This is a genomic window from Marinimicrobium sp. C6131 (assembly GCF_026153455.1).
In the GTDB taxonomy this organism is placed as follows: domain Bacteria; phylum Pseudomonadota; class Gammaproteobacteria; order Pseudomonadales; family Cellvibrionaceae; genus Marinimicrobium.
In genome coordinates this window covers 1,240,350-1,261,960 of sequence record NZ_CP110629.1, presented here as the reverse complement: position 1 = coordinate 1,261,960, position 21,611 = coordinate 1,240,350, and the positions used below count along the sequence as shown (strand labels likewise).

Annotated in this window: 16 protein-coding genes; 11 read left to right on the top strand and 5 right to left on the bottom strand. The window is 58.3% G+C overall.

What is annotated here, in order from left to right; all coding sequences use genetic code 11:
- Positions 1 to 60: 60 nt before the first annotated feature.
- From OOT55_RS05300 to msrA, 5 genes are all read left to right on the top strand, one after another.
- Positions 61 to 1,770, top strand: a complete 1,710-nt coding sequence (locus tag OOT55_RS05300; RefSeq protein WP_265368095.1) for a pilus assembly protein — start codon at positions 61 to 63, stop codon at positions 1,768 to 1,770.
- Positions 1,771 to 1,774: 4 nt separating this feature from the next.
- Positions 1,775 to 2,575, top strand: coding sequence for an NAD(+) diphosphatase (gene nudC, locus OOT55_RS05295; protein WP_265368094.1), 801 nt, complete (start codon positions 1,775 to 1,777; stop codon positions 2,573 to 2,575).
- A 15-nt stretch (positions 2,576 to 2,590) separates the two neighbouring features.
- Positions 2,591 to 3,244: a cation/multidrug efflux pump gene (locus OOT55_RS05290; protein ID WP_265368093.1), complete on the top strand. Its 654-nt coding sequence runs from the start codon at positions 2,591 to 2,593 to the stop codon at positions 3,242 to 3,244.
- 58 nt (positions 3,245 to 3,302) lie between these two features.
- Positions 3,303 to 4,376 carry a protease SohB gene (sohB, locus tag OOT55_RS05285; RefSeq protein ID WP_265368092.1) on the top strand — a complete coding sequence of 358 codons (1,074 nt, stop codon included), beginning with the start codon at positions 3,303 to 3,305 and terminating at the stop codon, positions 4,374 to 4,376.
- 344 nt (positions 4,377 to 4,720) lie between these two features.
- Positions 4,721 to 5,368 (top strand): peptide-methionine (S)-S-oxide reductase MsrA, encoded by a 648-nt coding sequence (msrA, locus tag OOT55_RS05280; RefSeq protein WP_265368091.1) that lies wholly within the window; start codon positions 4,721 to 4,723, stop codon positions 5,366 to 5,368.
- Between the two features lie 144 nt (positions 5,369 to 5,512).
- Here msrA and OOT55_RS05275 read toward each other — a convergent pair whose 3' ends face one another.
- Together OOT55_RS05275 and OOT55_RS05270 are read right to left on the bottom strand one after the other, a co-directional pair.
- A complete protein-coding gene (locus tag OOT55_RS05275) occupies positions 5,513 to 5,851 on the bottom strand; it encodes a hypothetical protein (protein ID WP_265368090.1) in 339 nt (112 codons plus the stop codon).
- A 42-nt stretch (positions 5,852 to 5,893) separates the two neighbouring features.
- Positions 5,894 to 6,622 (bottom strand): phosphoadenylyl-sulfate reductase, encoded by a 729-nt coding sequence (locus OOT55_RS05270; RefSeq protein WP_265368089.1) that lies wholly within the window; start codon positions 6,620 to 6,622, stop codon positions 5,894 to 5,896.
- A gap of 455 nt (positions 6,623 to 7,077) precedes the next feature.
- On the opposite strand from OOT55_RS05270, the gene thrH reads away from it, so the two are divergent.
- Positions 7,078 to 7,695, top strand: a complete 618-nt coding sequence (gene thrH / locus OOT55_RS05265; protein ID WP_265368088.1) for a bifunctional phosphoserine phosphatase/homoserine phosphotransferase ThrH — start codon at positions 7,078 to 7,080, stop codon at positions 7,693 to 7,695.
- 30 nt (positions 7,696 to 7,725) lie between these two features.
- Here thrH and pabB read toward each other — a convergent pair whose 3' ends face one another.
- The gene (gene pabB, locus OOT55_RS05260) at positions 7,726 to 9,117 is read right to left on the bottom strand and encodes an aminodeoxychorismate synthase component I (RefSeq protein WP_265368087.1); all 1,392 of its coding nucleotides are present in this window, start codon (positions 9,115 to 9,117) and stop codon (positions 7,726 to 7,728) included.
- A 116-nt stretch (positions 9,118 to 9,233) separates the two neighbouring features.
- Here pabB and rimO point away from each other — a divergent pair, with 116 nt between their 5' ends.
- Complete coding sequence (gene rimO, locus OOT55_RS05255) at positions 9,234 to 10,553, top strand: 30S ribosomal protein S12 methylthiotransferase RimO (RefSeq protein ID WP_265368086.1); 1,320 nt, start codon at positions 9,234 to 9,236, stop codon at positions 10,551 to 10,553.
- A 259-nt stretch (positions 10,554 to 10,812) separates the two neighbouring features.
- On the opposite strand, the gene OOT55_RS05250 is transcribed toward rimO, so the two are convergent.
- A complete protein-coding gene (locus OOT55_RS05250) occupies positions 10,813 to 11,478 on the bottom strand; it encodes a hypothetical protein (protein ID WP_265368085.1) in 666 nt (221 codons plus the stop codon).
- Positions 11,479 to 11,609: 131 nt separating this feature from the next.
- Here OOT55_RS05250 and OOT55_RS05245 point away from each other — a divergent pair, with 131 nt between their 5' ends.
- Both OOT55_RS05245 and OOT55_RS05240 read left to right on the top strand, forming a co-directional pair.
- On the top strand, positions 11,610 to 13,202 hold the full coding sequence (locus OOT55_RS05245; RefSeq protein WP_265368084.1) for a fused MFS/spermidine synthase: 1,593 nt from the start codon (positions 11,610 to 11,612) through the stop codon (positions 13,200 to 13,202).
- A 39-nt stretch (positions 13,203 to 13,241) separates the two neighbouring features.
- The gene (locus tag OOT55_RS05240) at positions 13,242 to 13,844 is read left to right on the top strand and encodes a DUF938 domain-containing protein (protein ID WP_265368083.1); all 603 of its coding nucleotides are present in this window, start codon (positions 13,242 to 13,244) and stop codon (positions 13,842 to 13,844) included.
- Positions 13,845 to 13,862: 18 nt separating this feature from the next.
- On the opposite strand, the gene OOT55_RS05235 is transcribed toward OOT55_RS05240, so the two are convergent.
- On the bottom strand, positions 13,863 to 16,982 hold the full coding sequence (locus OOT55_RS05235) for an error-prone DNA polymerase (protein ID WP_265368787.1): 3,120 nt from the start codon (positions 16,980 to 16,982) through the stop codon (positions 13,863 to 13,865).
- A 357-nt stretch (positions 16,983 to 17,339) separates the two neighbouring features.
- On the opposite strand from OOT55_RS05235, the gene OOT55_RS05230 reads away from it, so the two are divergent.
- Both OOT55_RS05230 and OOT55_RS05225 read left to right on the top strand, forming a co-directional pair.
- Positions 17,340 to 18,461 (top strand): efflux RND transporter periplasmic adaptor subunit, encoded by a 1,122-nt coding sequence (locus tag OOT55_RS05230; protein WP_265368082.1) that lies wholly within the window; start codon positions 17,340 to 17,342, stop codon positions 18,459 to 18,461.
- Positions 18,462 to 18,491: 30 nt separating this feature from the next.
- Positions 18,492 to 21,557: an efflux RND transporter permease subunit gene (locus tag OOT55_RS05225; protein WP_265368081.1), complete on the top strand. Its 3,066-nt coding sequence runs from the start codon at positions 18,492 to 18,494 to the stop codon at positions 21,555 to 21,557.
- Positions 21,558 to 21,611 lie beyond the last annotated feature (54 nt).

Genomic DNA, 21,611 nt, shown 5'->3' with positions numbered 1-21,611 from the left:
GGACTCACAAAGGTCGTTGGGGGACACGGGCTGGAATCATGACAAGAAAAGGTAGCGGCAGTGAGCAGCACTGAAAACGTCAACCTCAATTCCCTGAAGCTGGTTCAGGATCAGTTGGTCGCCACCATTGAGCAGGCCGCCGCCCGGCTGGAGGAGTTTGCCGCCGATCGCAATAATGGGGAACTCCTCCAGAATTGCATCGATGGTATCAAACAGATCAGCGGTACGCTGAACCTCCTGCAACTGCGCGGCGTTGACTTGCTGGCCCAGGAGCTGGTCGAACAGATCACGGATATACCGCTGGGGGAAGAGCAGAACACCAATCGCAAACTGGATGTGCTGACGTCCGCTTTTTTCATCTTGCCGCGCTACCTGGAGTACTGCCTGCAGACCTCCCGCAGCATGGCCGTGCTCCTTATTCCTCATATCAACGAGTTGCGCCAGCTTCGCAAGGCTCCGCCTTTGCCAGAGAGCTACTTTTACTCGCTTGAGCCCGAACCGATCTATTCGGGTAAGGGGCAGAGCAGTACCGTCCTTGGGGAAGATCTGCCACCACTGGTACGTCGGCTGCGACACATGTATCAGGTGGGCCTGGTCAACCTGCTTCAAAACAAACAACAACGTGCCTCTCTGGGTATGATGGGGCGAGCGATGGAGCGGCTCGAGTCAATCAGCCACGGCCGGCCCCGGGCGGGTCTGTGGTGGGTGGCCGCGGCCATGTTCGAGGCGCTGCGGGCCACCAACATGGACATCAGTGTCGGTCGCAAGCGCCTGTTCAGTGTGCTGGATCGTCACATCAAACAGCTTCAGACCGCCGGCCGCGAGGGGCTTGAGCTGGCCCCGGAGCCCGCGCTGCTTAAGGAAATGCTGTATCTGATTGCCCTGTCACGGGCTAACGGCGCCCGCACTGATGCGGTGGTCAAAGCTTACGGGCTGGAGCCGCTTCCTTACACCGATGCGGAACTGGTGCGGGAGTTGGAGTTTCTGAAAGGGCCAAGTGCTGCCACCATCAACTCCATGGGCGCGGTCCTGAAAGACGAATTGCGCAGTACCAAAAACATTCTCGAACGGGCGGCCCAGGGCGGCACCGAACTGTTGAGAGAGAGCCCGGAACTGCTGGAAACCCTCAAGAAAGTGGCCGACATTCTGTCTGTGGTGGGGCTGATATCACCCAGTAACAGCCTGAAAGAAGAAATCCAGAAGATTCAACGCTGGCAGAAATCCGACGAGACCATCGACCCGGAGGAACTGCTCGCCGTCGCCGACACGCTGTTGTATATAGAAAGTTCCGTGTCCGGCCTGGGCAAAATGAATCTCTCCGACGAACGACTGGCAAAGCTGAACGCCACATCCCGCGACGAAATCATTGCCAACAGCCAGCTCGCCGAAGCGGAAGAACTGGTGTTGGAAGAGGCTGAATCCGGGCTGGCCATGATCAAGCGGGCACTGACCTCCTACGCTGAATCAAATTACGATGTCGGGCATATCAAAAATGTGGCCACTACCCTGAACACCATCCGCGGCGGCATGATCCTGCTCAACCGTCCACGATCGGCGGCCGTGCTGCACTCCTGTTCGCAGTTCATTGAAGAGTCCTTGCTTAAAAGCGAGCAGCCGGCGGCTGTTCGGCATATGCTGGAAAATTTCGCGGATGCGATCATCAGTCTTGAGTACTATATCGACAGTCTGCGCCAGGATCGGAATACCGATGACAGTGTTCTCCAGGTTGCCGAGGAAAGCCTGGCCGCGCTGGGCTACCCGGTGAGTTGAGGTGGTGATTGACTCTCAACCCGGGCATTCCCGCCGGTACTTGCTGGTCGGGGAAGGACATGTCCTGTGCGACCAATCCGGTCGGCTGAGGTTGCTGGATGAGGCGGAAGCGGAACCCTGGTTGGCGACAGCGGACCGCGATTTTCTCGGCCACTGGAATGCGGTTTCGCTGTACGCTCTGCACCTTGTCGACTCCCAGACCATAGAAGGCTGCCAGTGGCTGAGCCTGCGTACGCAGTTGGGCCTGCTGGACGACCAGCTGTTTTTCCTGGTGGGGAATGCGCTGCAGTGGTCACGGTGGCGATTGGAGCACCGCTTTTGTGGACGCTGTGGCGGCCCGACCGAACCCATGCCGGCCGGAGAGCCCGCCCACCGGTGCCCGCGCTGCGAGCTGCGTTTTTACCCCCGCCTCAGCCCCTGCATGATCACTCTGGTGACCCGTGGTGATCACTGCCTGTTGGCCCGTCACGCCCGCTCGCGCCAGGGAATTCACACGGCACTGGCCGGTTTTGTCGAGATCGGCGAGCGCGTCGAAGACACCGTACACCGTGAAGTGATGGAGGAGGTGGGGCTGACCATCAAGGCTCCCCGCTACTTCGCCAGCCAGCCTTGGCCGTTTCCGGGACAGTTGATGCTGGGCTTTCACGCCGAGTATGACTCGGGGGATATTCAGGTGGACGGCGATGAAATCGTGGAAGCCAATTGGTGGCGCTACGACAACCTGCCGGTCACGCCGCCCCCGCAGACCATTGCCGGGCAGTTGATTGCGGATTTTGTCGCACAGCAGCACAATAAGTGCTCCTGAGATAAAGGAATTTGCATGTTCTACACGATCTTTTCAATAGTCATCATCCTGCTTGGACTGATGCTGGTCTATGCCGCCCTGCGTCTTCTGGCTCGTCGGCATTGGCTGATGGGATTTTTGCGTGGCCTTGTCGGGCTGGGCCTGTTGGTGCTCGCCTTGATGTTGGCCCTGGCGGCTCTGGACCTGTTCAGCTATCGACAGATGGCGCAGGAGGAGCCCGTCGCGACATTGAGCCTCAGACAACTTGGCGACCAGCGATTCAAGGCGACCCTGGTGCACAGTAGTGGCGAAGAGGAGACGTTCGAATTGCGCGGCGATCAGTGGCAACTGGACGCGCGTGTCATCAAATGGCAAGGTTTCTTGGGCGGTTTGGGTATCAAGCCCGGCTATCGGCTGGATCGTCTCAGTGGCCGATACTACACGCTGAATGATGAGCGCAATGCCGAACGCACCGTATACAGCCTGGAGCATCGAACCTGGGGCCCGGATGTCTGGGCGCTGATCCATCGACATCCCGATTGGTTCCCGGTCGTCGATGCCCGCTACGGCAGCGCGACGTTTGTGCCCATGGCCGACAACGCCCTGTTCGAAGTTCGTCTGTCATCGTCGGGATTGCTGGCGAGACCCTTGAATGAGCCGGCCCGTCAGGCGCTGTCTGTCTGGGATTGAAGGCGCCGGTACCCGAGAGCAAACGTAGAAGAACATCACCAAATAACGGAGTGAAGCTTTGGAATTTATCAATGAATATGGGCTGTTTCTGGCCAAAGTCGTCACCGTCGTGATTGCCATCGGCTTTGTGGTGGGACTGGTGGCAACCGCCGGCAGCAAGAACCGTAAAAAAGCCGACAAGGGGCACGTCGAGGTGGTCAAACTGAACGACCGCTTCAAACACATGACCCATGCCCTGAAGCAGGTCGCGCTGGATGAGGCAACGCGAAAGGCGGACGCCAAGGCCGAAAAGAAGCGGGAAAAGGCTGAACAGACAAAGAAAAAGAAAGCACTCAAAACCGGTGCCAAATCCGACGAAAAACCGGCGGATTCCGACACAAAACGGGTTTTTGTGCTGGACTTCAACGGCGATATCAAGGCCTCTGCCACCGACAGCCTACGCGAAGAAATCACCGCCGTGTTAAGCCTGGCCAGGCCCGCCGACGAAGTGGTAGTCAAACTGGAAAGTGGTGGTGGGCTGGTACACAGTTACGGCCTGGCCGCCAGTCAGCTGGCCCGGATTCGCGACCGCCATATTCCCCTGACCGTCTGCGTTGACAAGGTGGCAGCCAGTGGGGGCTATATGATGGCCTGTGTGGCGGACCGGATTCTGGCGGCACCCTTCGCCGTATTGGGCTCAATCGGGGTGGTGGCCCAGTTGCCGAACTTTCATAAACTGCTGAAAAAGAACAACATCGATTTTGAGATGTTTACCGCAGGCGAGTACAAGCGTACCGTCACCATGTTCGGTGAAAACACCAAAAAGGGCCGGGACAAGTTTGTGGAGGATCTCGAGGATACCCACGTTCTGTTCAAGGAGTTTGTCTCGGAGCACCGCCCTCAGGTGGAGATCGATAAGGTGGCCACCGGGGAGATATGGTTTGGTCGTCGCGCGCAGTCGGTGAAGCTGATTGATGAGCTGAAAACCAGTGATGAGTATCTGGTACAGTTGGCCGAAAAGTCCGATGTATTTGAGGTCAGTTTTGTGCACAAGAAGTCGCTCCCGGAAAAGCTCGGTATGGCCACCGAGGGTGCGGTCGATCGTCTTCTGTTACGCTGGTGGCAGCGTTCCAATAACCAGCGCTGGTTTTAACGACCCCGGACGTTGTTTGAACGCCCGGCGGCTGCCCCTATGACCTTCGGAGACCCGCCGTGAACCCATCCATGGGGGCTTCTCGTCGACATCCATGTCTCCGAGAGTCTCCGAAGGTCATAGGGACAGCCGCCTCCGAGGGATTAGCAACATTTGGGGTACTTGAACGCAGGTGATATTGGCACTGAGGGAGATGCGAGGTGGGTTGATTGCAGACTCTCGGAGGCAGGGAGCCGACGAGAAGCCTACAGGGATGTATTCACGGCGGGTCTGCAATCAACCCACCTCGTAGCTCCCGGACGTTACGCAAACTCCTCAGCAACTTCCAAAACGGGGCAAATCAAATGTTCTTTGGTACGAGAAAGCTGGAAATGCCCACGCGGGATCAGGCCTTGAAAGGACGTGATGAGGCGATGAGACTCGAAGGCGACAACGCCAAACACTTTGTCAAAGGCACGCCATTGCAGCCGCCATTCCCGGAAGGGCTTGAACAGATCGTCGTCGGCATGGGCTGCTTCTGGGGCGCCGAGCGCTGCTTCTGGCAACTGCCCGGCGTCTACACCACCGCCGTGGGCTACGCCGCCGGTTATACCCCCAACCCCACCTACGAAGAAGTCTGTTCCGGCTATACCGGTCACAACGAAGTCGTCCTGGTCGTATTCGATCCCACCGTCGCGCCGCTGAACAGCATCCTCAAAACCTTCTGGGAAAATCACGATCCAACCCAGGGCATGCGCCAGGGCAATGATCGAGGCACCCAGTACCGGTCCGGTATCTACACCCAGAACGCCACGCAGCAAGCGGCGGCGGAACAGAGTCGGGATCGGTATCAGGCCGCGCTTGAAGAACGGGGAAGGGGAGAAATCACCACAGAAATACAGCCCGCCGGCCCCTTTTACTATGCCGAACCCTACCACCAGCAATACCTGGCCAAAAACCCGGGCGGTTATTGCGGGTTGGGTGGTACTGGTATCTCCTGCCCAACGCCGTAGCCGGGTAGGGTGGATCAGCGCTTAGCGTGCCATCCACCGTTTGCTGTGCTGGATGACCTTCAAATGGTGGATGACGGCCTTCGGCCTTATGCCACCCTACGGCAAGTAAGGTGACGTCGACCACCCCGGTGGGGTTGTGTCACCTTACAGAAAATCCAGATCCGGATTGTCCTTCATGATCTCTTTCAGCTCGTCCGACTCTGACGCTTCCTGCTCCAACACCTCCCGGACAAATTTCAGGTACACCGTATAAATTGCCGGGTCTTGACCATCCTCACGGTCGACCAGAAAAAAGGGGGCCCGGTCGACCTGATATTGCCGGGCCAGTTGCATGCCGGGGCTGTTCGGATCGCGTTCGTCGGCCACCAGAATATCGTCGATGCGGCTCATATGGCCGCTCTCTTCCAGCTTCTGAAGAACGTCCGCGCACTTCGCGCAGGGCGACCCGTCTTTGAGTATCTTTTTCACCAGCGTGATGGTCATGATTTTACCTCCTGGCGTTCTGCCGCCCGGGCCAACGACGCCTCAAGACTTGACGTTGTCCGCGTGCAGTCCGCACTCTTTCTTGGTTGATTCCTCCCACCACCAGCGGCCCTCGCGCTCATGTTGGCCGGGGCCGATCGGGCGAGTGCAAGGTTCGCAACCGATGGAGACATAGCCGCGATCGTGCAGTTCGTTGTAAGGAATTTCCATGGCCCGAATATAGTCCCAGACCTGCTGGGAACTCCAGTTGGCCAGCGGATTGAATTTCACCAGACGCTCGCCGGGTCGGGCAAACAGCTTGTCGTCCTGAATCACCGGAATACCGTCACGGGTACCCGGACTCTGGTCTTTGCGCTGCCCGGTAATCCAGGCATCCACCTCCAGCAGCTTTTTACGCAAGGGACCGATTTTGCGAATACCACAGCATTCCTGATGGCCATCCTGATAAAAGCTGAAGAGCCCTTTTTCACGCACCAGCTTCCGTATTGCCTCGCCATCCGGCGACAGGACATCAATGTCCACTTTGTAGTGCTCCCGTACCCGCTCGATAAAGCGGTAGGTTTCGGCGTGCAGGCGGCCGGTATCCAGCACGAACACTTTGATGTCCGGGCGAATCTGATGGGCCATGTGCACCAGAACAACATCCTCGGCGCCGCTGAAAGAGACCACGATGTTGTCAAACTCGCTCAGGGCAAATTCGAGAATCTTCTGGGGTGACGCTTTTTGCAGTTCGGCGTCCAGGTCGACGGTATTGAGCAGTTCACTCGTCATTGATAATTCCATGGCTGGGGTTGGCTGATCAAGGCGAAGAAGAATACCAGAGGCCGAAAAAACTTCCTAATACCCAGACTTTATGAGGTTATTCCATCACCGTATCGCCTGAATTCCAGGCAGAATGATGGCGGACTCTTTCCGTGGAACATTGATCAATGTTTCATCGGTTTGATGCTTAAATGCACAGCATGTTGTAGCGGGTTCCCGTATTTTTGCTATATATTGTTTAAAAAAACCACAGAATGGTCAAAAGTTACCAGGTTATCAATAACTTTTATTCTTTTTCCTTCTGCTTTATAGATGTTTCCGATCTATGTTCCACGTGAAAACCCGGCGTTTGCCTGGGGCGTTAAAAGACGTGGCGCAAGTTGCGTTTCCGCAGGCAAACCGGTAAATTTGCCGGCATTTTCCGGGCGCTGTCCCGGCGACTTTCATGATATGCGGGGGTAACTGTGGAAATAGCCTGTCTTGACCTCGAAGGGGTTCTGGTTCCGGAAATCTGGATTGAGTTTGCCAAGGTTACGGGGATTGAAGAGCTGAAAGCGACCACCCGGGATATTCCGGACTATGACGTGCTGATGAAGCAGCGCCTGCGCATTCTGGAGGAAAATGGCCTGGGTCTGAATGAAATCCAGGAGGTCATCGCCAAACTCAAGCCTCTGGACGGCGCGCCCGAATTTGTTGACTGGCTGCGGGAACGCTTCCAGGTCATCATTCTGTCGGATACGTTCTACGAGTTTTCCCAGCCGCTGATGCGTCAACTGGGTTTTCCGACGCTTCTGTGCCATCGTCTGCAGGTGAATGAGAACGGTAAGGTCGCGGATTATACCCTGCGCCAGAGAGACCCGAAGCGCCAGTCTGTGCTGGCGCTCAAAACCCTGTACTATCGTATTATTGCGGCGGGTGATTCCTACAACGACACCACCATGTTGGGTGAGGCGGATGCCGGTATTCTGTTCCATGCACCGCAGAATGTCATTGACGAGTTCCCCCAGTTCCCCGCGGTCCATAACTACGAAGACCTCAAAAAGGCCTTCATTGCCGCCAGCAATCGGGACTTGAGCCTGTAGCCTGACGGGGAGGGCGCCCAAGCGGCGCCCTCACGGCTTCCCGGAAAACTCGCGCTCAAGCGTCTCCATCAGCACCCGCACTTTATTCCAGCTTTCCTCGTATTCTGACTCCGGCTCGGAGTCCGCCACGATACCGCCTCCACCCCAGCAGTAGACCCGCCCCTGATCACAGACCAGGGTGCGAATGGCAATACTGGTGTCCATATTGCCATCGGCACTCAGGTAGCCGAGGCTGCCGCAGTATACCGAGCGTCGAACCGGTTCAAGCTCCTCGATGATCTCCATCGCGCGAACCTTCGGTGCACCGGTAATGGAACCCCCGGGAAAGCTGCCGGCGAGCAGCGTCAGGGCGTCGGCGTCGGGGTTCAGTTCGCCGGTGACCGTGCTGACCAGGTGGTGAACGTTGGCGAAGCTCTGCAACTCGAACAGCTTGGGCGTGCGAACGTTGTGGCAACATTTGCTCAGATCGTTGCGCAGCAGATCGACAATCATCAGGTTCTCCGCCCGGTTTTTGGCGCTTTGGGCCAGGGCCTGTGCCTCAGCCCGGTCGGCCTCCGGGTCGTTCCGGCGTGGGGCGGTGCCTTTGATCGGGCGGGTTTCCGCCTGACCGTTCTGCAGTGCAATAAAGCGTTCGGGAGACAGGCTGATCACCGCGCCGTCCGCCAGCGGGATAAAGCCGGAAAATGGGGAGGGCAGTGCCTGTCGTAAGGCCAGGAAGGCCCGGGCGGGATTGCCCTGGTAGTCGGCATGGAATCGCTGGGCCAGATTGATCTGGTAACAGTCGCCGGCGTGGATATAATCGAGAATGCGATCGAGCTTTTTGTGATAAGAATCTGCATTAAGTTCAGCACTGAACCTACTGATAATAAAGTTATTTTTAGTTTCTTCAAGGAAATCATCAAGTGCGTTTTCCGGCGCTTTGGCCAATAGCCGGGCGTGGACTTGCTCGATATCCCGCTCGGGCCGAGTGACCAGATAGGCCCGGGACGTCTGGTGGTCCTGCACGATAGCCCAGTCATAAAAACCCAGCCAGAGGTCCGGTAGAGTGATATCGGCGTCGGCCTGTTCTGGCAGTCGCTCCAGGCGGCGGGCGAGGTCGTAGCCAAAATAGCCGATGGCGCCAGTGGCGAACGGAACCTCCTCAAGGGGGGCCAGCGGGGGCGGCATCAATTGGCGAACGACCTCCAGTGGCGGAGCACGCCGGCGCTCCGGTGCCTGTCCGAGACGGTGTATGTCGCAGTGAGTGCCTCGGCAGGTGAGCTGTGTGCCCGGTTCGGCGGCCAGGATATCAAAGCGGCCGTAGTGGCTGCCGGGGTGTCCGCTGTCCAGCCACACCGGGGCGTCCCAATCGGCCAGGCAGGCAAACCACTGAGCGCTGTCGGAAAAATAGGGCAGGGAGGTGATGCGTGGGCTGGGCCTCATGGAGATCTATTACGGCTCGTTCAGGGAAAACCGGCATTCTACCACGGGAACCCCATGCAATCCGGACCCGGAAGGCCTACAATAGCGCCCTTTTTCGCCCCGCACGAGTTTGTCTTATGAAACACACGCCCACCGTTGGTTTTGTCAGTCTCGGTTGCCCGAAGAACCTGGTCGATTCCGAACGTATTCTGACCCAGTTGCGCACCGAGGGTTATCAGATTGTCCCGACCTACGACGGGGCGGATATGGTAATTGTGAACACCTGCGGTTTTATCGACAGTGCGGTGGAGGAGTCCCTTGGCACCATCGGTGAGGCGCTCAGGGAAAACGGCAAAGTGCTGGTGACCGGTTGCCTGGGGGTCAAGGAGGAGGAGATCCGTGAAGTGCACCCTGGGGTGTTGGGCATCTCCGGGGCACACGCCTACGAAAAAGTCCTCGATCAGGTGCACCAACACCTACCGCCGGTCAAGGACCACAACCCCTTTGTGGACCTGGTGCCGCCCCAGGGCGTGAAGCTTACGCCACGGCACTACGCCTACCTCAAAATTTCCGAGGGCTGCAATCACAGCTGCAGCTTCTGCATCATCCCGGATATGCGGGGCAAATTGGTCAGTCGCCCGATCGGGCAGGTGATGAGCGAGGCCGAGCGCCTGGTGAAAGCGGGGGTCAAGGAGCTGCTGGTGATTTCCCAGGATACCTCCGCCTACGGCGTTGATGTGAAGTACCGCACCGACTTCTGGGACGGCCGCCCGCTGAAAACCGACATGCTGAAGCTGTGCGAGACGTTGGGCGATTTGGGTGTCTGGGTACGCCTGCATTACGTGTATCCCTACCCTCATGTCGACAAGGTGATTCCGCTGATGGCGGAAGGTAAAATTCTGCCCTATCTGGATATTCCGTTTCAGCACGCCAGCCCGCGTCTGCTCAAACTGATGAAGCGTCCGGGGCAGGTCGAAAAAACCCTGGAGCGGATCAAGAGCTGGCGCGAACAGGTGCCGGACCTGACCATTCGCTCCACGTTTATCGTCGGCTTTCCTGGTGAAACCGAAGAAGATTTTCAGCAGTTGCTGGATTTTCTGGAAGAGGCACAGCTTGACCGCGTTGGCTGCTTCCAGTATTCACCGGTGGAAGGGGCGGCCGCCAACGAGCTGCCCGACCCGGTGCCGGAAGAGATCAAGCAGGCGCGTTTCGACCGCTTTATGGCGGTACAGCAGAAAATTTCCGCCCAACGACTTCAGGCCAAGATCGGTCGCACTCTGGAGGTGCTGATTGATGAAGTCGATGAAGAGGGCGCCATCGGTCGCAGTTACGCCGACGCTCCGGAAATTGACGGCCTGGTCTACCTGAATGGCGCCGCGGGCCTGCAACCGGGCGATAAGGTTCAGGTTATCATTGAGCAGGCGGACGAATACGACCTGTGGGGTTCATTGGTGTAGGGCGTTCATGTGATGCCGCTCATTAACCCGTAGAGTTTTGGTATTGCGGATCACGCCCGGCGTCAGCGAGGATTACCGTTTGCAGACCCGCCGTAAACCCGTGACGTGAAGGGATTCACTAATGCCGCGGTGGCATGGATGCCAAAGAGCGGCCCATGGGGGCTTCGCGTCGGCATCCATGCCTTCGAGAGTCTGCAAACGGTATTCCTCGCTGACGCCTCAGTGCCATATCAGGCCTTTGTGGTAAAGCATGAGAGCCCTACGGTTGGGGCGGGTGTCGCCACCAGATCCAGCCGCTTACACCGTAAAACCCCACCATTGCCCAGGCGAAATTCCATTCAATCACGTTCTTTGCCTCGTATTCGAACGCGGGCAGAGTGATATCCACCGCCAGGGATACCGCGCCCCACAACCACTGGATTGACACCAGCGCAAACTGCCAGCGAACCGGGGTAATAATGTCCGATGGAAGCCGGTTGCGGGCGCTGAACAGCGACTGCACGCAAATCAACTGAGCCAGTAAGGCAAAGGCGAAATGGAAGATGATGCCGGTACGGCGCATAAACTCGTAGAAACCTCCACCAGTGCCGAGATAGTTTGTGTAGAGCACCAGTGCGAGCGCGGAAATGATTCCGAGCCAGAGGGCGACAGTGTGTCGGCGGCGTGGGCCGATCAACTGGTTCAGCCAATGCCACTGCAGCAGCCAGTAAAGCACCAGCAACATGCTCAGCGGCATCATCAGGCCCCGAAACAGGAAAATCGCATCGCCGCTGCGCGCCGCCCGACTGATTGAAGTGCAGCCGTCGATGAGTGGGTTACATGCCGGCGCGGCCTGTTGGTGCAGCGCTATGCTGTAAGCCCCGACAACGGCCACCAAGGGGATCAGGCCGTTGAGCCAGGCGAGAACAGACGGTAATCGACGCACAGTGCCTCCGGATACTTTTCACAGGCTGCGAACCAGACCACAAAAACGGAAGGTCGCGTTGGCAGCTTGCGGAACTTCTTATAGTCTACGGCTAACCATTTGCAATACAACAATAATAGAGGTCATGGAACGTGTCCAAACACAAGCAGACCAAGCCCCAACAGAACCCTTTTGACAACGCGCGTGGTCACCCGCCATTGACCCGAATTGACCGGTGGCTTTTTTATGTGACCGCCAGTCTGACCGGCGCGACTGTGATGATGATCGAGTTGCTCGGAACGCGGATCATCGGCCCCTACTATGGCGTCAGTATGATCGTCTGGTCCTCGCTACTGTCCACGGCATTGCTGGCACTTTCAGTGGGCTATCTGGTGGGCGGGCGCCTCGCCGACACCGCGCCCTGGTTGCGGCTGTCCCATATTCTTCTGGTCACCGCAGTTCTGATTGGAGTGATTCCGTTACTGAGCAAACCGGTTCAACTGGCCAGCAATGGACTCGGGTTGCGGGGCGGGGCGTTGCTCAGTGCACTGGTATTGTTCACGCCCTGCCTGCTGACGCTGGGAATGGTCGGCCCCTACGTGATCAAAACCGTGACTCAGGGACTGGAGCGGGTGGGGCGAACCGCCGGCACGGTTTACGCAATCAGTACGCTCGGCAGTGTGCTGGGCACCCTGGTACTCGGTTTTTTCCTGTTGCCCCTGTTCGGTACCGAGATCATTGTTATCAGTCTCAGCCTGCTGATGCTGGTAATGGCGTTCGTGTTGTCACTTTACGAGCGTCAGCGGCTGAAGTCCGGCCATTCACTGCTGGTCTGGGGTGTGTCGACGGGCGTGTTGGCGGCGGCGCTGTTACTGGGCGTCGGCTCCACGGTGGGCACGCGGCATTATCCTGGCTCGGAGGTGGTCTTTGAGGCGGAAACCCATTACGGTTGGGTCAGGGTCATTGATCAGCCGGAGCGCGGCATACGCTGGCTGATGTCCGGGGGCTCGACGATCGGGGCTGAAGATCTGGAGACCGGCTTGGGTTTGTTGGGGTATCAGCAGGTTGTCGGGCAGTTGCCCCGGTTTCATCCGGCCGGGGACTCGGCATTGCTGGTGGGTCTGGGCAGTGGTCACCTGGTCAATGCCTACGCCGGTTTTGGAGTGCGAACCGACGCCATTGAAATTGACCCGGCAGTGGCTCACGCCGCTCAGGCCTACTTCAGCTTTCAGCCGACGGGCGATGTGGTAGTGGGCGATGCGCGCTACCGGATCCAGCAGCTCAATCGGCGTTATGACCTGATTGTGCACGACTGTTTTACCGGAGGCGCGGAGCCCATTCATCTATTGAGTCTTGAAATGTTTCAGACATTGAAAGCCCGGTTGAAACCAGGGGGCGTGTTGGCACTGAACTTTGTTGGCTTGACTCACGAAGGGCAGCAGGCACCGGTGGAGGCTGTGGCAAACACCCTGGATCAGGTGTTTGAGCATCGTCGCACTTTTGTATCCTCACCGGAGGCGACATTCAATGACTTCGTGTTCGTGGTGTCGGACGCCCCCCTGGAGCTCAGCGGCCCCGAACCCCCTCGTCGATGGTTGGAAGCCCGGGAAGTGAATGTCGAGGGCGATACCAAGCTGGTGATTACGGATGACTTCAACCCCTTGGAAACATTGCATATTGCCAAGGCAGAGTACTATCGGGATTTGTTGATTGACCGGGTGGGTGAGTCAGTGTTGTTTTATTGAGATACAATGGGCCTCTTTCACCGTGCCGGAGTCGTTCTTATGACGGTCGTCGACAAACCCTTCTCCCAAGCCTGCGAGAACAACAAGCAGCCCATATTGTCGGTACTCGCGCCGCGTTTTGCGACCTTCCGTCACGTCCTTGAAATCGGTACGGGCACCGGGCAACATGCCGTGTACTTTGCGGCAGCCATGCCGCATTTGACGTGGCAGACCAGCGATTTGCCTGAACACCATGAAGGCATACGGACCTGGCTGGCGGATTATTTTGGCAGCAACCTGCAACCGCCGTTGACCCTCGATGTTACGCAGCCAGTGTGGCCCCTTGAGCAGACGGACGCGGTGTTCACGTCGAATACCTTTCATATTATGTCCTGGGAAGCGGTGCTGTCGCTGCTGGATGGCTGTGCGCGTATCCTGTCACCCGGCGGGCTGTTGGTTGTCTATGGGCCTTTCAATGAACAGGGTGAATTCACCAGTGAGAGCAACGCGGCGTTCGACCGGCAGCTCCGATCCCAGGTCGCGCACCGTGGCATTCGCAACCGTCAGACGGTCGCCGAAGAGGCCGAGCTCAGGGGGTTGCACCTAAGCGAAACCCTTGAGCTGCCCGCCAACAATCGCTGTCTGGTTTTTACTCGGCAGTAATCAGCAGCGCATTCGGGCTCAGTGAAAGTCCCGGGATCGGGTGGACAACGCCTCCAGCCGGTGGCTGAGGTCCTCCAGACGGCCCGCAATGATATGAACGACGTCTCCCTCCCGTTCGAGAATGCCGTGAACTTTCAGCAGTCGTGCGGTTAAATAGGCCTGCTTTTGGGCCCGGGCCGTGGCCAGCCAGACCACAACGTTGCTGTTGCCGGTATCGTCCTCAAGAGTAATGAAAGTGACTCCGGCGGCTGTTCCGGGGCTCTGCCGTCCGGTCACTACACCGGCAACCGCTACCATGGATTTGTGATCCCGGGTGTTCAGGTCTTTGGCCCGGGTAAAACGTCCGATCACACCGGCTTCATCGAGAAGGGTGATCGGATGACGGTTCAGGGTCAGCCCGGTACTGGCATAATCCTCCACCAGATTGTCCAGCTCGCTTGGGGCCGGTAAGTAGTCCGCCTCCGGTTCGGCCGCCTGTGCCAGGGGGGGTGGTTCATCGAGGTCGGCAAACAGCGGCAGGGAGTGACTCTGGTCCATCAATGTCCATCGGGTCTGGTAGCGGTTGTCACTGAGGCAATGCAGGGCGTTGGCGCTGGCCAGGGCTTCGAGGTCCCGCTGACTGAAGCCGGCGGACTGCAACTGGGACACCTGATGAAAACGGCACTCTCCGTTCCGGCCGTCCCGGCGAGGCTGCTTCACAAGCTGAGCGATACCGGTTTCGGAAAGTCCCTTGACCAACCGGAAGCCGAGACGAATGGCCCAGCCCTGATCGGTTTTCTCCAGGCAGTGATCCCGCTCCGAGCAATTCACGCAGACCGGTCGCACCTCCAGCCCGTGGCGACGGGCATCCTGAATCAACTGTGACGGGGAATAAAACCCCATGGGATGACTGTTGAGCAGCGCCGTGTAGAAGGCTTCCGGGTAGTGTTGTTTCAGCCATGCCGAGGCATAGGCGAGCAGGGCAAAACTGGCCGAGTGGGATTCGGGAAAACCGTATTCGCCAAAACCGCAGATCTGCTGATAAATGCGCTGCGCGTACTCGTTGGTGTAGCCCCGGGCCACCATGCCATCCACCAGTTTGCCGTGAAACTTTCCCAGGTCGCCGGTTTTTTTCCAGGCCGCCATGGCGCGTCGTAATTGGTCGGCCTCTCCGCCCGTAAATCCGGCGGCCACCATGGCCAGTTGAATGACCTGTTCCTGAAAAATGGGAACCCCCAGGGTGCGCTCCAGGACGCCTTTGACGTCCTCGGACGGGTAGTCAACCGCTTCTTCCTTGTTCCGGCGTTTCAGGTAGGGATGTACCATGCCGCCCTGGATCGGCCCCGGGCGGACAATCGCAATCTGGATGACCAGGTCGTAATAGCAGGCCGGTTTCAGGCGGGGCAGCATGGACATCTGCGCCCGGGACTCTATCTGAAACAGCCCCACGGTGTCGGCCTTCTGAATCAGCCGGTAGACCGTCGGGTCATCCATGGCGCCGGTCAGTTCGGACAGGGTCAGTGAGCGTCCCCAGTGCCGGCGCACCAGATCAAAACTTTTGCGCAGCGCGGTGAGCATGCCCAGTGCCAGTACATCCACCTTCAGCAGTCCCAGGGTTTCGATGTCATCCTTGTCCCACTGGATGACCGTGCGCTCAGCCATGGCCGCATTCTCAATGGGAACCAGCTCGTAGAGTGGCCCCGAAGAAATGACAAAGCCCCCCACATGTTGCGACAGGTGGCGGGGAAAACCGCGCAGCTCATTGACCAACTGCACCAACTGCCGGGCAGTTCCGGATTCGGGGTCCAGTCCGATATCGGTTACCTGCTGCTCCCACTGGCTGTCCCGGTCCCGCCGGTTGATGTTGCGGATCAGAAAGTCCAGATGGGATTCGCCGATACCGAGTGCCTTGCCCACATCCCGCAGGGCACTTTTGAACCGGTAGCGGATGACGGTGGCGGCCAGCGCTGCCCGGGGGCGCCCGTACTTTTCATAAATGTACTGAATGACTTCCTCGCGCCGCTCGTGTTCGAAATCCACATCGATATCGGGCGGTTCATTCCGTTCCTTGGAAAGGAAGCGTTCAAACAGAACTTTGATGTGTCTCGGGTCGACGGCGGTGATTTCCAGGCAGTAACACACCACCGAGTTGGCGGCCGAGCCCCGCCCCTGATACAAAATGCCGCGACGTTGAGCAAAGACGACCAGGTCATGAATGGTCAGGAAAAAGTGCGCGTAACCGAGACTGTCAATCAGGTCCAGCTCCTTATCGATCGTCGCCCTCACGGCGGCATCGGGACCTTCGGGGAAACGTTTCCGGACTCCCCGTTCCACCAAGTCGCATAAATAAGAGAAGGGCGTTTGCCCCTGGGGGACCAGTTCGGCCGGATATTCGTAGCGCAGCTCCCCCAGATCAAAAGTACAGCGCTCGGCAATCGCCAGAGTTTCGGCCAGCCATTCGGGCTTGAACAGTTTTTCGAGTTTGGCGCGACTGCGCAGGCTTTGCTCGGCATTCGGGCAGAGCCTGCGACCGGCTTTGGCAACGGTGGTGCCCAGGCGTATGGCGGTGAGCACCTGCTGTAGTGGCAGGCGTTCGGCCCGGTGCATCAAGACATCACCGCAGGCGCACAGGGGCAGGTCCAGGTCCTGTGCGAGCTGCTCGCAGTGAGCAATCATCCGGTGCTCCCGGTGCGTCAGGTGACGTCGTATGCCCAGCCAGAGTCGACCCTCATGATGGTTTTTCAACCATTGGCCCCAGCGATGATCCAGCGCTCCGTCGCCGGAGGGCAACCATAACAGCAGTCCATGCTGGACAGATTTCAGATCCCACTTTTCAAGTTGGTACTGACCCTTGGGGCTGCGCCGTCGGGCGTTACTGATGATCCGGCAGAGCTCGGCATAGGCTTGACGGCTGGGGCAAAGCAAAACCACGTCCAGCCCCGGTGGCAGGCGCAGCCGACTGCCGACGATCAGCCGGGTTTCTGACCCGAGCCGGCGGTGTTCCGCGTAGGCGCGTACAACGCCGGCCACCGAGCATTCGTCGGTGAGTGCCAGCGCCCGGTAGCCCAATTCATCGGCCCGGGCCATCAGCTCTTCGGGGTGGGATGCTCCCTCCAGAAAGGAAAAATTGCTCTGACAGACGAGTTCGGCGTAGCTCATGGCGTGCTGCATTCAATACCTGTTTATATATACAGTATTACGACAATGCCGATTATGCAAGTAGAGCAACCAGGCGGTGCGGTAATAAACAGAGGGGACCTGCTATTGAAAGAAGGCATACGCCTCGGTGCCATATGTAAGATTCTGTAACAACCGTGTACCTTTACGGCGCCCTGTTGTAAGCTTTGCGCACATCTAAAGAGCCCACCCCCGCGTATCCGTTTGGCTTCAGGGTTCAACAGATCTTTTCCAGGGTTTCACTGTAGGTTCCGGGGCCGGTCGGCGGGTTTCGGAATACACCACATTTCAGAGTCAGATACCTTCGCGACGCGCGATTCAGGAGTAGGGAGCACACGCATGACCAAGCGAATGATCATTATGCTGGTGGCCGTAGGGGTCGTTTTTGGCGGCATTTTCGGCTTCAAGGCATTCATCAATACCATGATCGGTAATTTCTTTGACAACATGCCGGAGCAGACCGTCACCATTACCGCCACGGAAGTGGGTCGGACCCAGTGGGGTCAGGAAACCACAGCGGTGGGCAGTTTCCGCGCGGTCAACGGCGCTCAGCTGACGACCGAGGCCAGTGGTATTGTTACCGAAATCCATTTTGAAAATGGCGATCGTGTGACCGAAGGACAACGGTTGGTGTCTCTGGATATCGAAGTGGATGAAGCGGAATTGCGTCGGTTGCAGGCGGCGGAAAAGCTTGCACTCATGGAGCTTGAACGCTATCAGCGACTGTTCGACGAAGGCAACAGCTCAAAATCCGAGCTTCAGCGCCGCGAAAGTGAGGCGGCCCAGGCCACCGCAGCGGTGAAGGCCCAGGAAGCGCGGATCCGTCAGAAAACCATTCGGGCGCCCTTTGATGGTATCTCGGGCATCCGGCAGGTGAATATCGGCCAGTATGTGTCGCCGGGCAGCCCGGTGGTGGCGGTACAGTCCCTTGATCCGGTGTACCTCAACTTCGATCTGCCCGAGCGGCAACTGGCGGCGGTGGACGTGGGGTTGCCGGTGAAGGCCCGGGTGGATGCCTATGGCAATGCGTTGTTTGAAGGTGAGGTGAGTGCGATCGAACCGGCCATCAACGAGTCTACCCGGACGTTCACCATTCAGGCCATTCTGGCCAATCCGGATCAACAGCTGCGGCCGGGCATGTTCGGCCGGGTCACGCTGGCTCTGGGCGAGCCCCAGGATCTGATTGTTGTACCGCAGACCGCCATTCAGTTTGATCCTTATGGCAACTCCGTTTTCGTTCTGTCAGAAGACGAAGAAGGGACCTTGCGAGCCAAGCGTCGATTTGTACGCACGGGCGATCGCCGCGGCGACCTGATCGCGGTACTGGACGGTCTGGAAGAGGGAGAGCGGATCGCCACGTCCGGCCTGCTCAAGTTGCGTAATAACGCCCCGGTCGAAATCAATGATGATCCCAGTGTTCAGCCGAGCGCTGAGCTGGAACCGACGCCGGTCAATCAGTAAGGCCCAGCAGGCTTAAAGGAGAAAAATTGTATGCGGTTTACTGACGTATTCATCCGCAAACCGGTGTTGGCCTCGGTGGTCAGCCTGTTTATTTTGTTACTGGGCGCGCGTGCGGGCATGGATATGAACGTGCGCCAATTTCCCGAAATCCAGAACGCCGTGGTGACGGTCAGTACGGCCTATATCGGCGCTGATGCGGATCTGATTCAGGGCTTTATTACCAAGCCGATGGAGCGGGAAGTCGCGGCAGCGGAAGGCATTGACTATGTGCAGTCCACCTCCAGCGCGGGGGTGAGTACGGTTCAGGCCTATCTGCGACTGGATTACGACCCCAACGAAGCACTCACCCAGATTGCCGCGCAAGTGAATGCCCTGCGCTCCGATTTGCCGGAAGAGGCCGAGGACCCGGTGGTGACACTGGCGGTCGGGCAGTCGACTGCGGCGATGTATCTGTCGTTTTACAGTGAGCTGCTCAATAACAACCAGATTACCGACTACCTGGTGCGGGTCGTGGAACCCCAGCTGTCGACCATTCCCGGGGTCCAGCGGGCCCAGATTCTCGGTGCCCGGACCTTTGCCATGCGTATCTGGCTGGACCCGGAGCGGATGGCGTCACTGGGTGTGACCGGCTCTGATGTGATGGGCGCGCTGCGTTCCAATAACGTTCTGGCCGCTCTGGGGCGGACCAAGGGTCAGATGGTGGCGATTGACCTCAATGCCGGCACCGATTTGCGCAGTGCCGAGGCGTTTGAGGATCTGGTGGTACGCTCCGAAAATGGCGCACTGGTGCGGTTGCGGGATGTCGCCGATGTAGAACTGGGCGCAGAGAACTATGATACCTCGGTAACGTTTAACGGCCTGGCCGCGACCTTTATGGGGATTGAGATTTCCCCGGATGCCAACGCCCTCGATGTGATCGCCGAGGTACGCGAGGTCTGGGATCGGGACATTACCCCTCAGTTGCCCGAAGGCCTTGAAGCCGACATTCCCTATGATTCCACTGAATACATCGAGAGCGCCATTGATGAGGTGGTGCTCACCATCGTACTGGCCCTGATCATTGTGATTCTGGTGATTTATGCCTTCCTCGGGTCGGTACGCAGCGTGATTGTACCGGCGGTGGCCGTACCACTGTCGCTGGTGGGCACCTTCTTCCTGATGTGGATCTTCGGGTTCTCGATCAACCTGCTGACGCTGCTGGCGATGGTACTGGCCATCGGCATTGTGGTGGATGATGCCATCATCATGTTGGAGAACATTCAGCGCCATGTGGAAGAGGGGATGTCACGCCTGGAGGCGTCCATTCTCGGGGCGCGCCAGTTGGCCTGGCCGATCATCGCCATGTCCACCACACTGGTGGCCGTGTTTATTCCGCTGGGCTTTATTGGTGGTCTCACCGGTATTCTTTTCGTCGAGTTTGCCTTCACGCTGGCGGCGACAGTGGTGTTGTCCGGGGTGGTGGCGCTGACGCTCTCCCCGATGATGTGCTCGCGTATCCTGCGCTCGCGCAGCCATGGTGGCCCCCGGCCGAAGTTTGAAGTCTGGCTGGACGACCACTTTGACAAACTGCGCCAGGGTTATCAGCGCTGGCTGCACGGTACGCTGAACACCACCCCGGTGGTGCTGGTCTTTGCCCTCATCATTCTGGTGTCCTGTTACTTTTTGTTTGTGTCCAGCAGCACCGAGTTGGAGCCGCCGGAAGATCAGGGCTTTGTCTTTACCATTGCCACCGGTGATGCCTACGCCACCCTGGATTATACCGAGCGCAATACGGACTATATCAATCAGCTTCGGGATCAGATTCCCGAGCTGGAGAAAATGTTTGTGATCAATGGTATGAACGGCTCCAACACCGCAGGTGCCGGCATGGTGCTGGCGCCCTGGGACCGCCGGGAGCGCACCACACAAGAAATTCTCGACAACGAGATTCAGCCATTCATGTCCAAGGTTCCCGGTCTCGATGTGTTTGCGATTGTGCCCCCGTCACTGCCATCGCCCGGTGGCGGCGGGGCACCGATCGAGTTTGTGATCGGAACCACTCAGCCTTATGCGGTGCTGGATGAGGTGGCCGACGAGGTGTTGTCCCGGGCGAGAGAGACGGGCCGGTTCATCTTTGTGGACAGCGATCTGCGCATTGACCGTCCCCGCCAGACGGTCAAGATCGATCGGGAAAAGGCCGCCCTGATGGGGGTCAATATGCAGCAGGCGGCCGCCGACCTGGGCAGTATGACCGGGGGTGGCTACGCCGGACGCTTCTCGCTGGACAACCGCTCTTACCGGGTGATCCCCCAGGTCGAGCGCACTGAGCGCCTGAACCCTGAGCAACTCGAGAACTATTACACCCGGAACGTAGAGGGCGAGCTGGTGCCCATGTCGTCGCTGGTGACGCTGGAAGAATCGGTCCAGCCCCGCTCGCTGACCGGTTTCCAGCAGTTGAACTCGGTCACCATCTCTGGCGTACCCCGCCCGGGGGTTTCCCTCGGTGAGGCCCTGACCTTGCTGGATGAGATCGCCGCCGAAGTGCTGCCGGCCGGTTTCGCTGTCGACTACTCCGGGCAATCACGTCAGTTGAAGAGTGAAGGACAGCAGTTGGTCATGACGTTTTTCTTTGCCCTGCTGGTGATCTTCCTGGTGCTGGCGGCTCAGTTCGAGTCGTTCCGCAACAGTATCATCATCATGGTGACCGTACCGATGAGTATCTGTGGTGCGTTGATCTTTATCAGCCTCGGACTGACCAGCATCAATATCTACACCCAGGTGGGCCTGTTGGCGCTGATCGGCCTGATTGCCAAGCACGGTATCCTGATCGTGGAATTTGCCAATAAACTGCAGGAAGAAGGGCGCAGCAAACGCGAGGCCATTGAAGAGGCCACCGCCATTCGTCTTCGCCCGATTCTGATGACCACGGCCGCGACCGTATTGGGCATGGTACCGCTGCTGATTGCCACGGGTGCCGGTTCAGCCTCCCGGCATGCCATGGGGTTGGTGATTGCCAGCGGTATGACCATCGGTACGCTGTTCACCCTGTTTGTGGTGCCGGCGGTCTACCTGTGGTTGGCGCGGGATTATCACGCGGGTGACGCCAAATCCGCCTGATAGGGCGGTCGGCAGCCGGTTCAGGGGCAACGCCCCTCGAATCGGTTGTCGCCT

Bases quoted from the DNA above. Each gene is read 5' to 3' on its own strand.
- OOT55_RS05290 (WP_265368093.1), top strand. From the start codon at position 2,591: ATGTTCTACACGATCTTTTCAATAGTCATCATCCTGCTTGGACTGATG.
- msrA (WP_265368091.1), top strand. From the start codon at position 4,721: ATGTTCTTTGGTACGAGAAAGCTGGAAATGCCCACGCGGGATCAGGCC.
- OOT55_RS05275 (WP_265368090.1), bottom strand. From the start codon at position 5,851: ATGACCATCACGCTGGTGAAAAAGATACTCAAAGACGGGTCGCCCTGC.
- OOT55_RS05270 (WP_265368089.1), bottom strand. From the start codon at position 6,622: ATGACGAGTGAACTGCTCAATACCGTCGACCTGGACGCCGAACTGCAA.
- pabB (WP_265368087.1), bottom strand. From the start codon at position 9,117: ATGAGGCCCAGCCCACGCATCACCTCCCTGCCCTATTTTTCCGACAGC.
- rimO (WP_265368086.1), top strand. From the start codon at position 9,234: ATGAAACACACGCCCACCGTTGGTTTTGTCAGTCTCGGTTGCCCGAAG.
- OOT55_RS05240 (WP_265368083.1), top strand. From the start codon at position 13,242: ATGACGGTCGTCGACAAACCCTTCTCCCAAGCCTGCGAGAACAACAAG.
- OOT55_RS05235 (WP_265368787.1), bottom strand. From the start codon at position 16,982: ATGAGCTACGCCGAACTCGTCTGTCAGAGCAATTTTTCCTTTCTGGAG.
- OOT55_RS05230 (WP_265368082.1), top strand. From the start codon at position 17,340: ATGACCAAGCGAATGATCATTATGCTGGTGGCCGTAGGGGTCGTTTTT.
- OOT55_RS05225 (WP_265368081.1), top strand. From the start codon at position 18,492: ATGCGGTTTACTGACGTATTCATCCGCAAACCGGTGTTGGCCTCGGTG.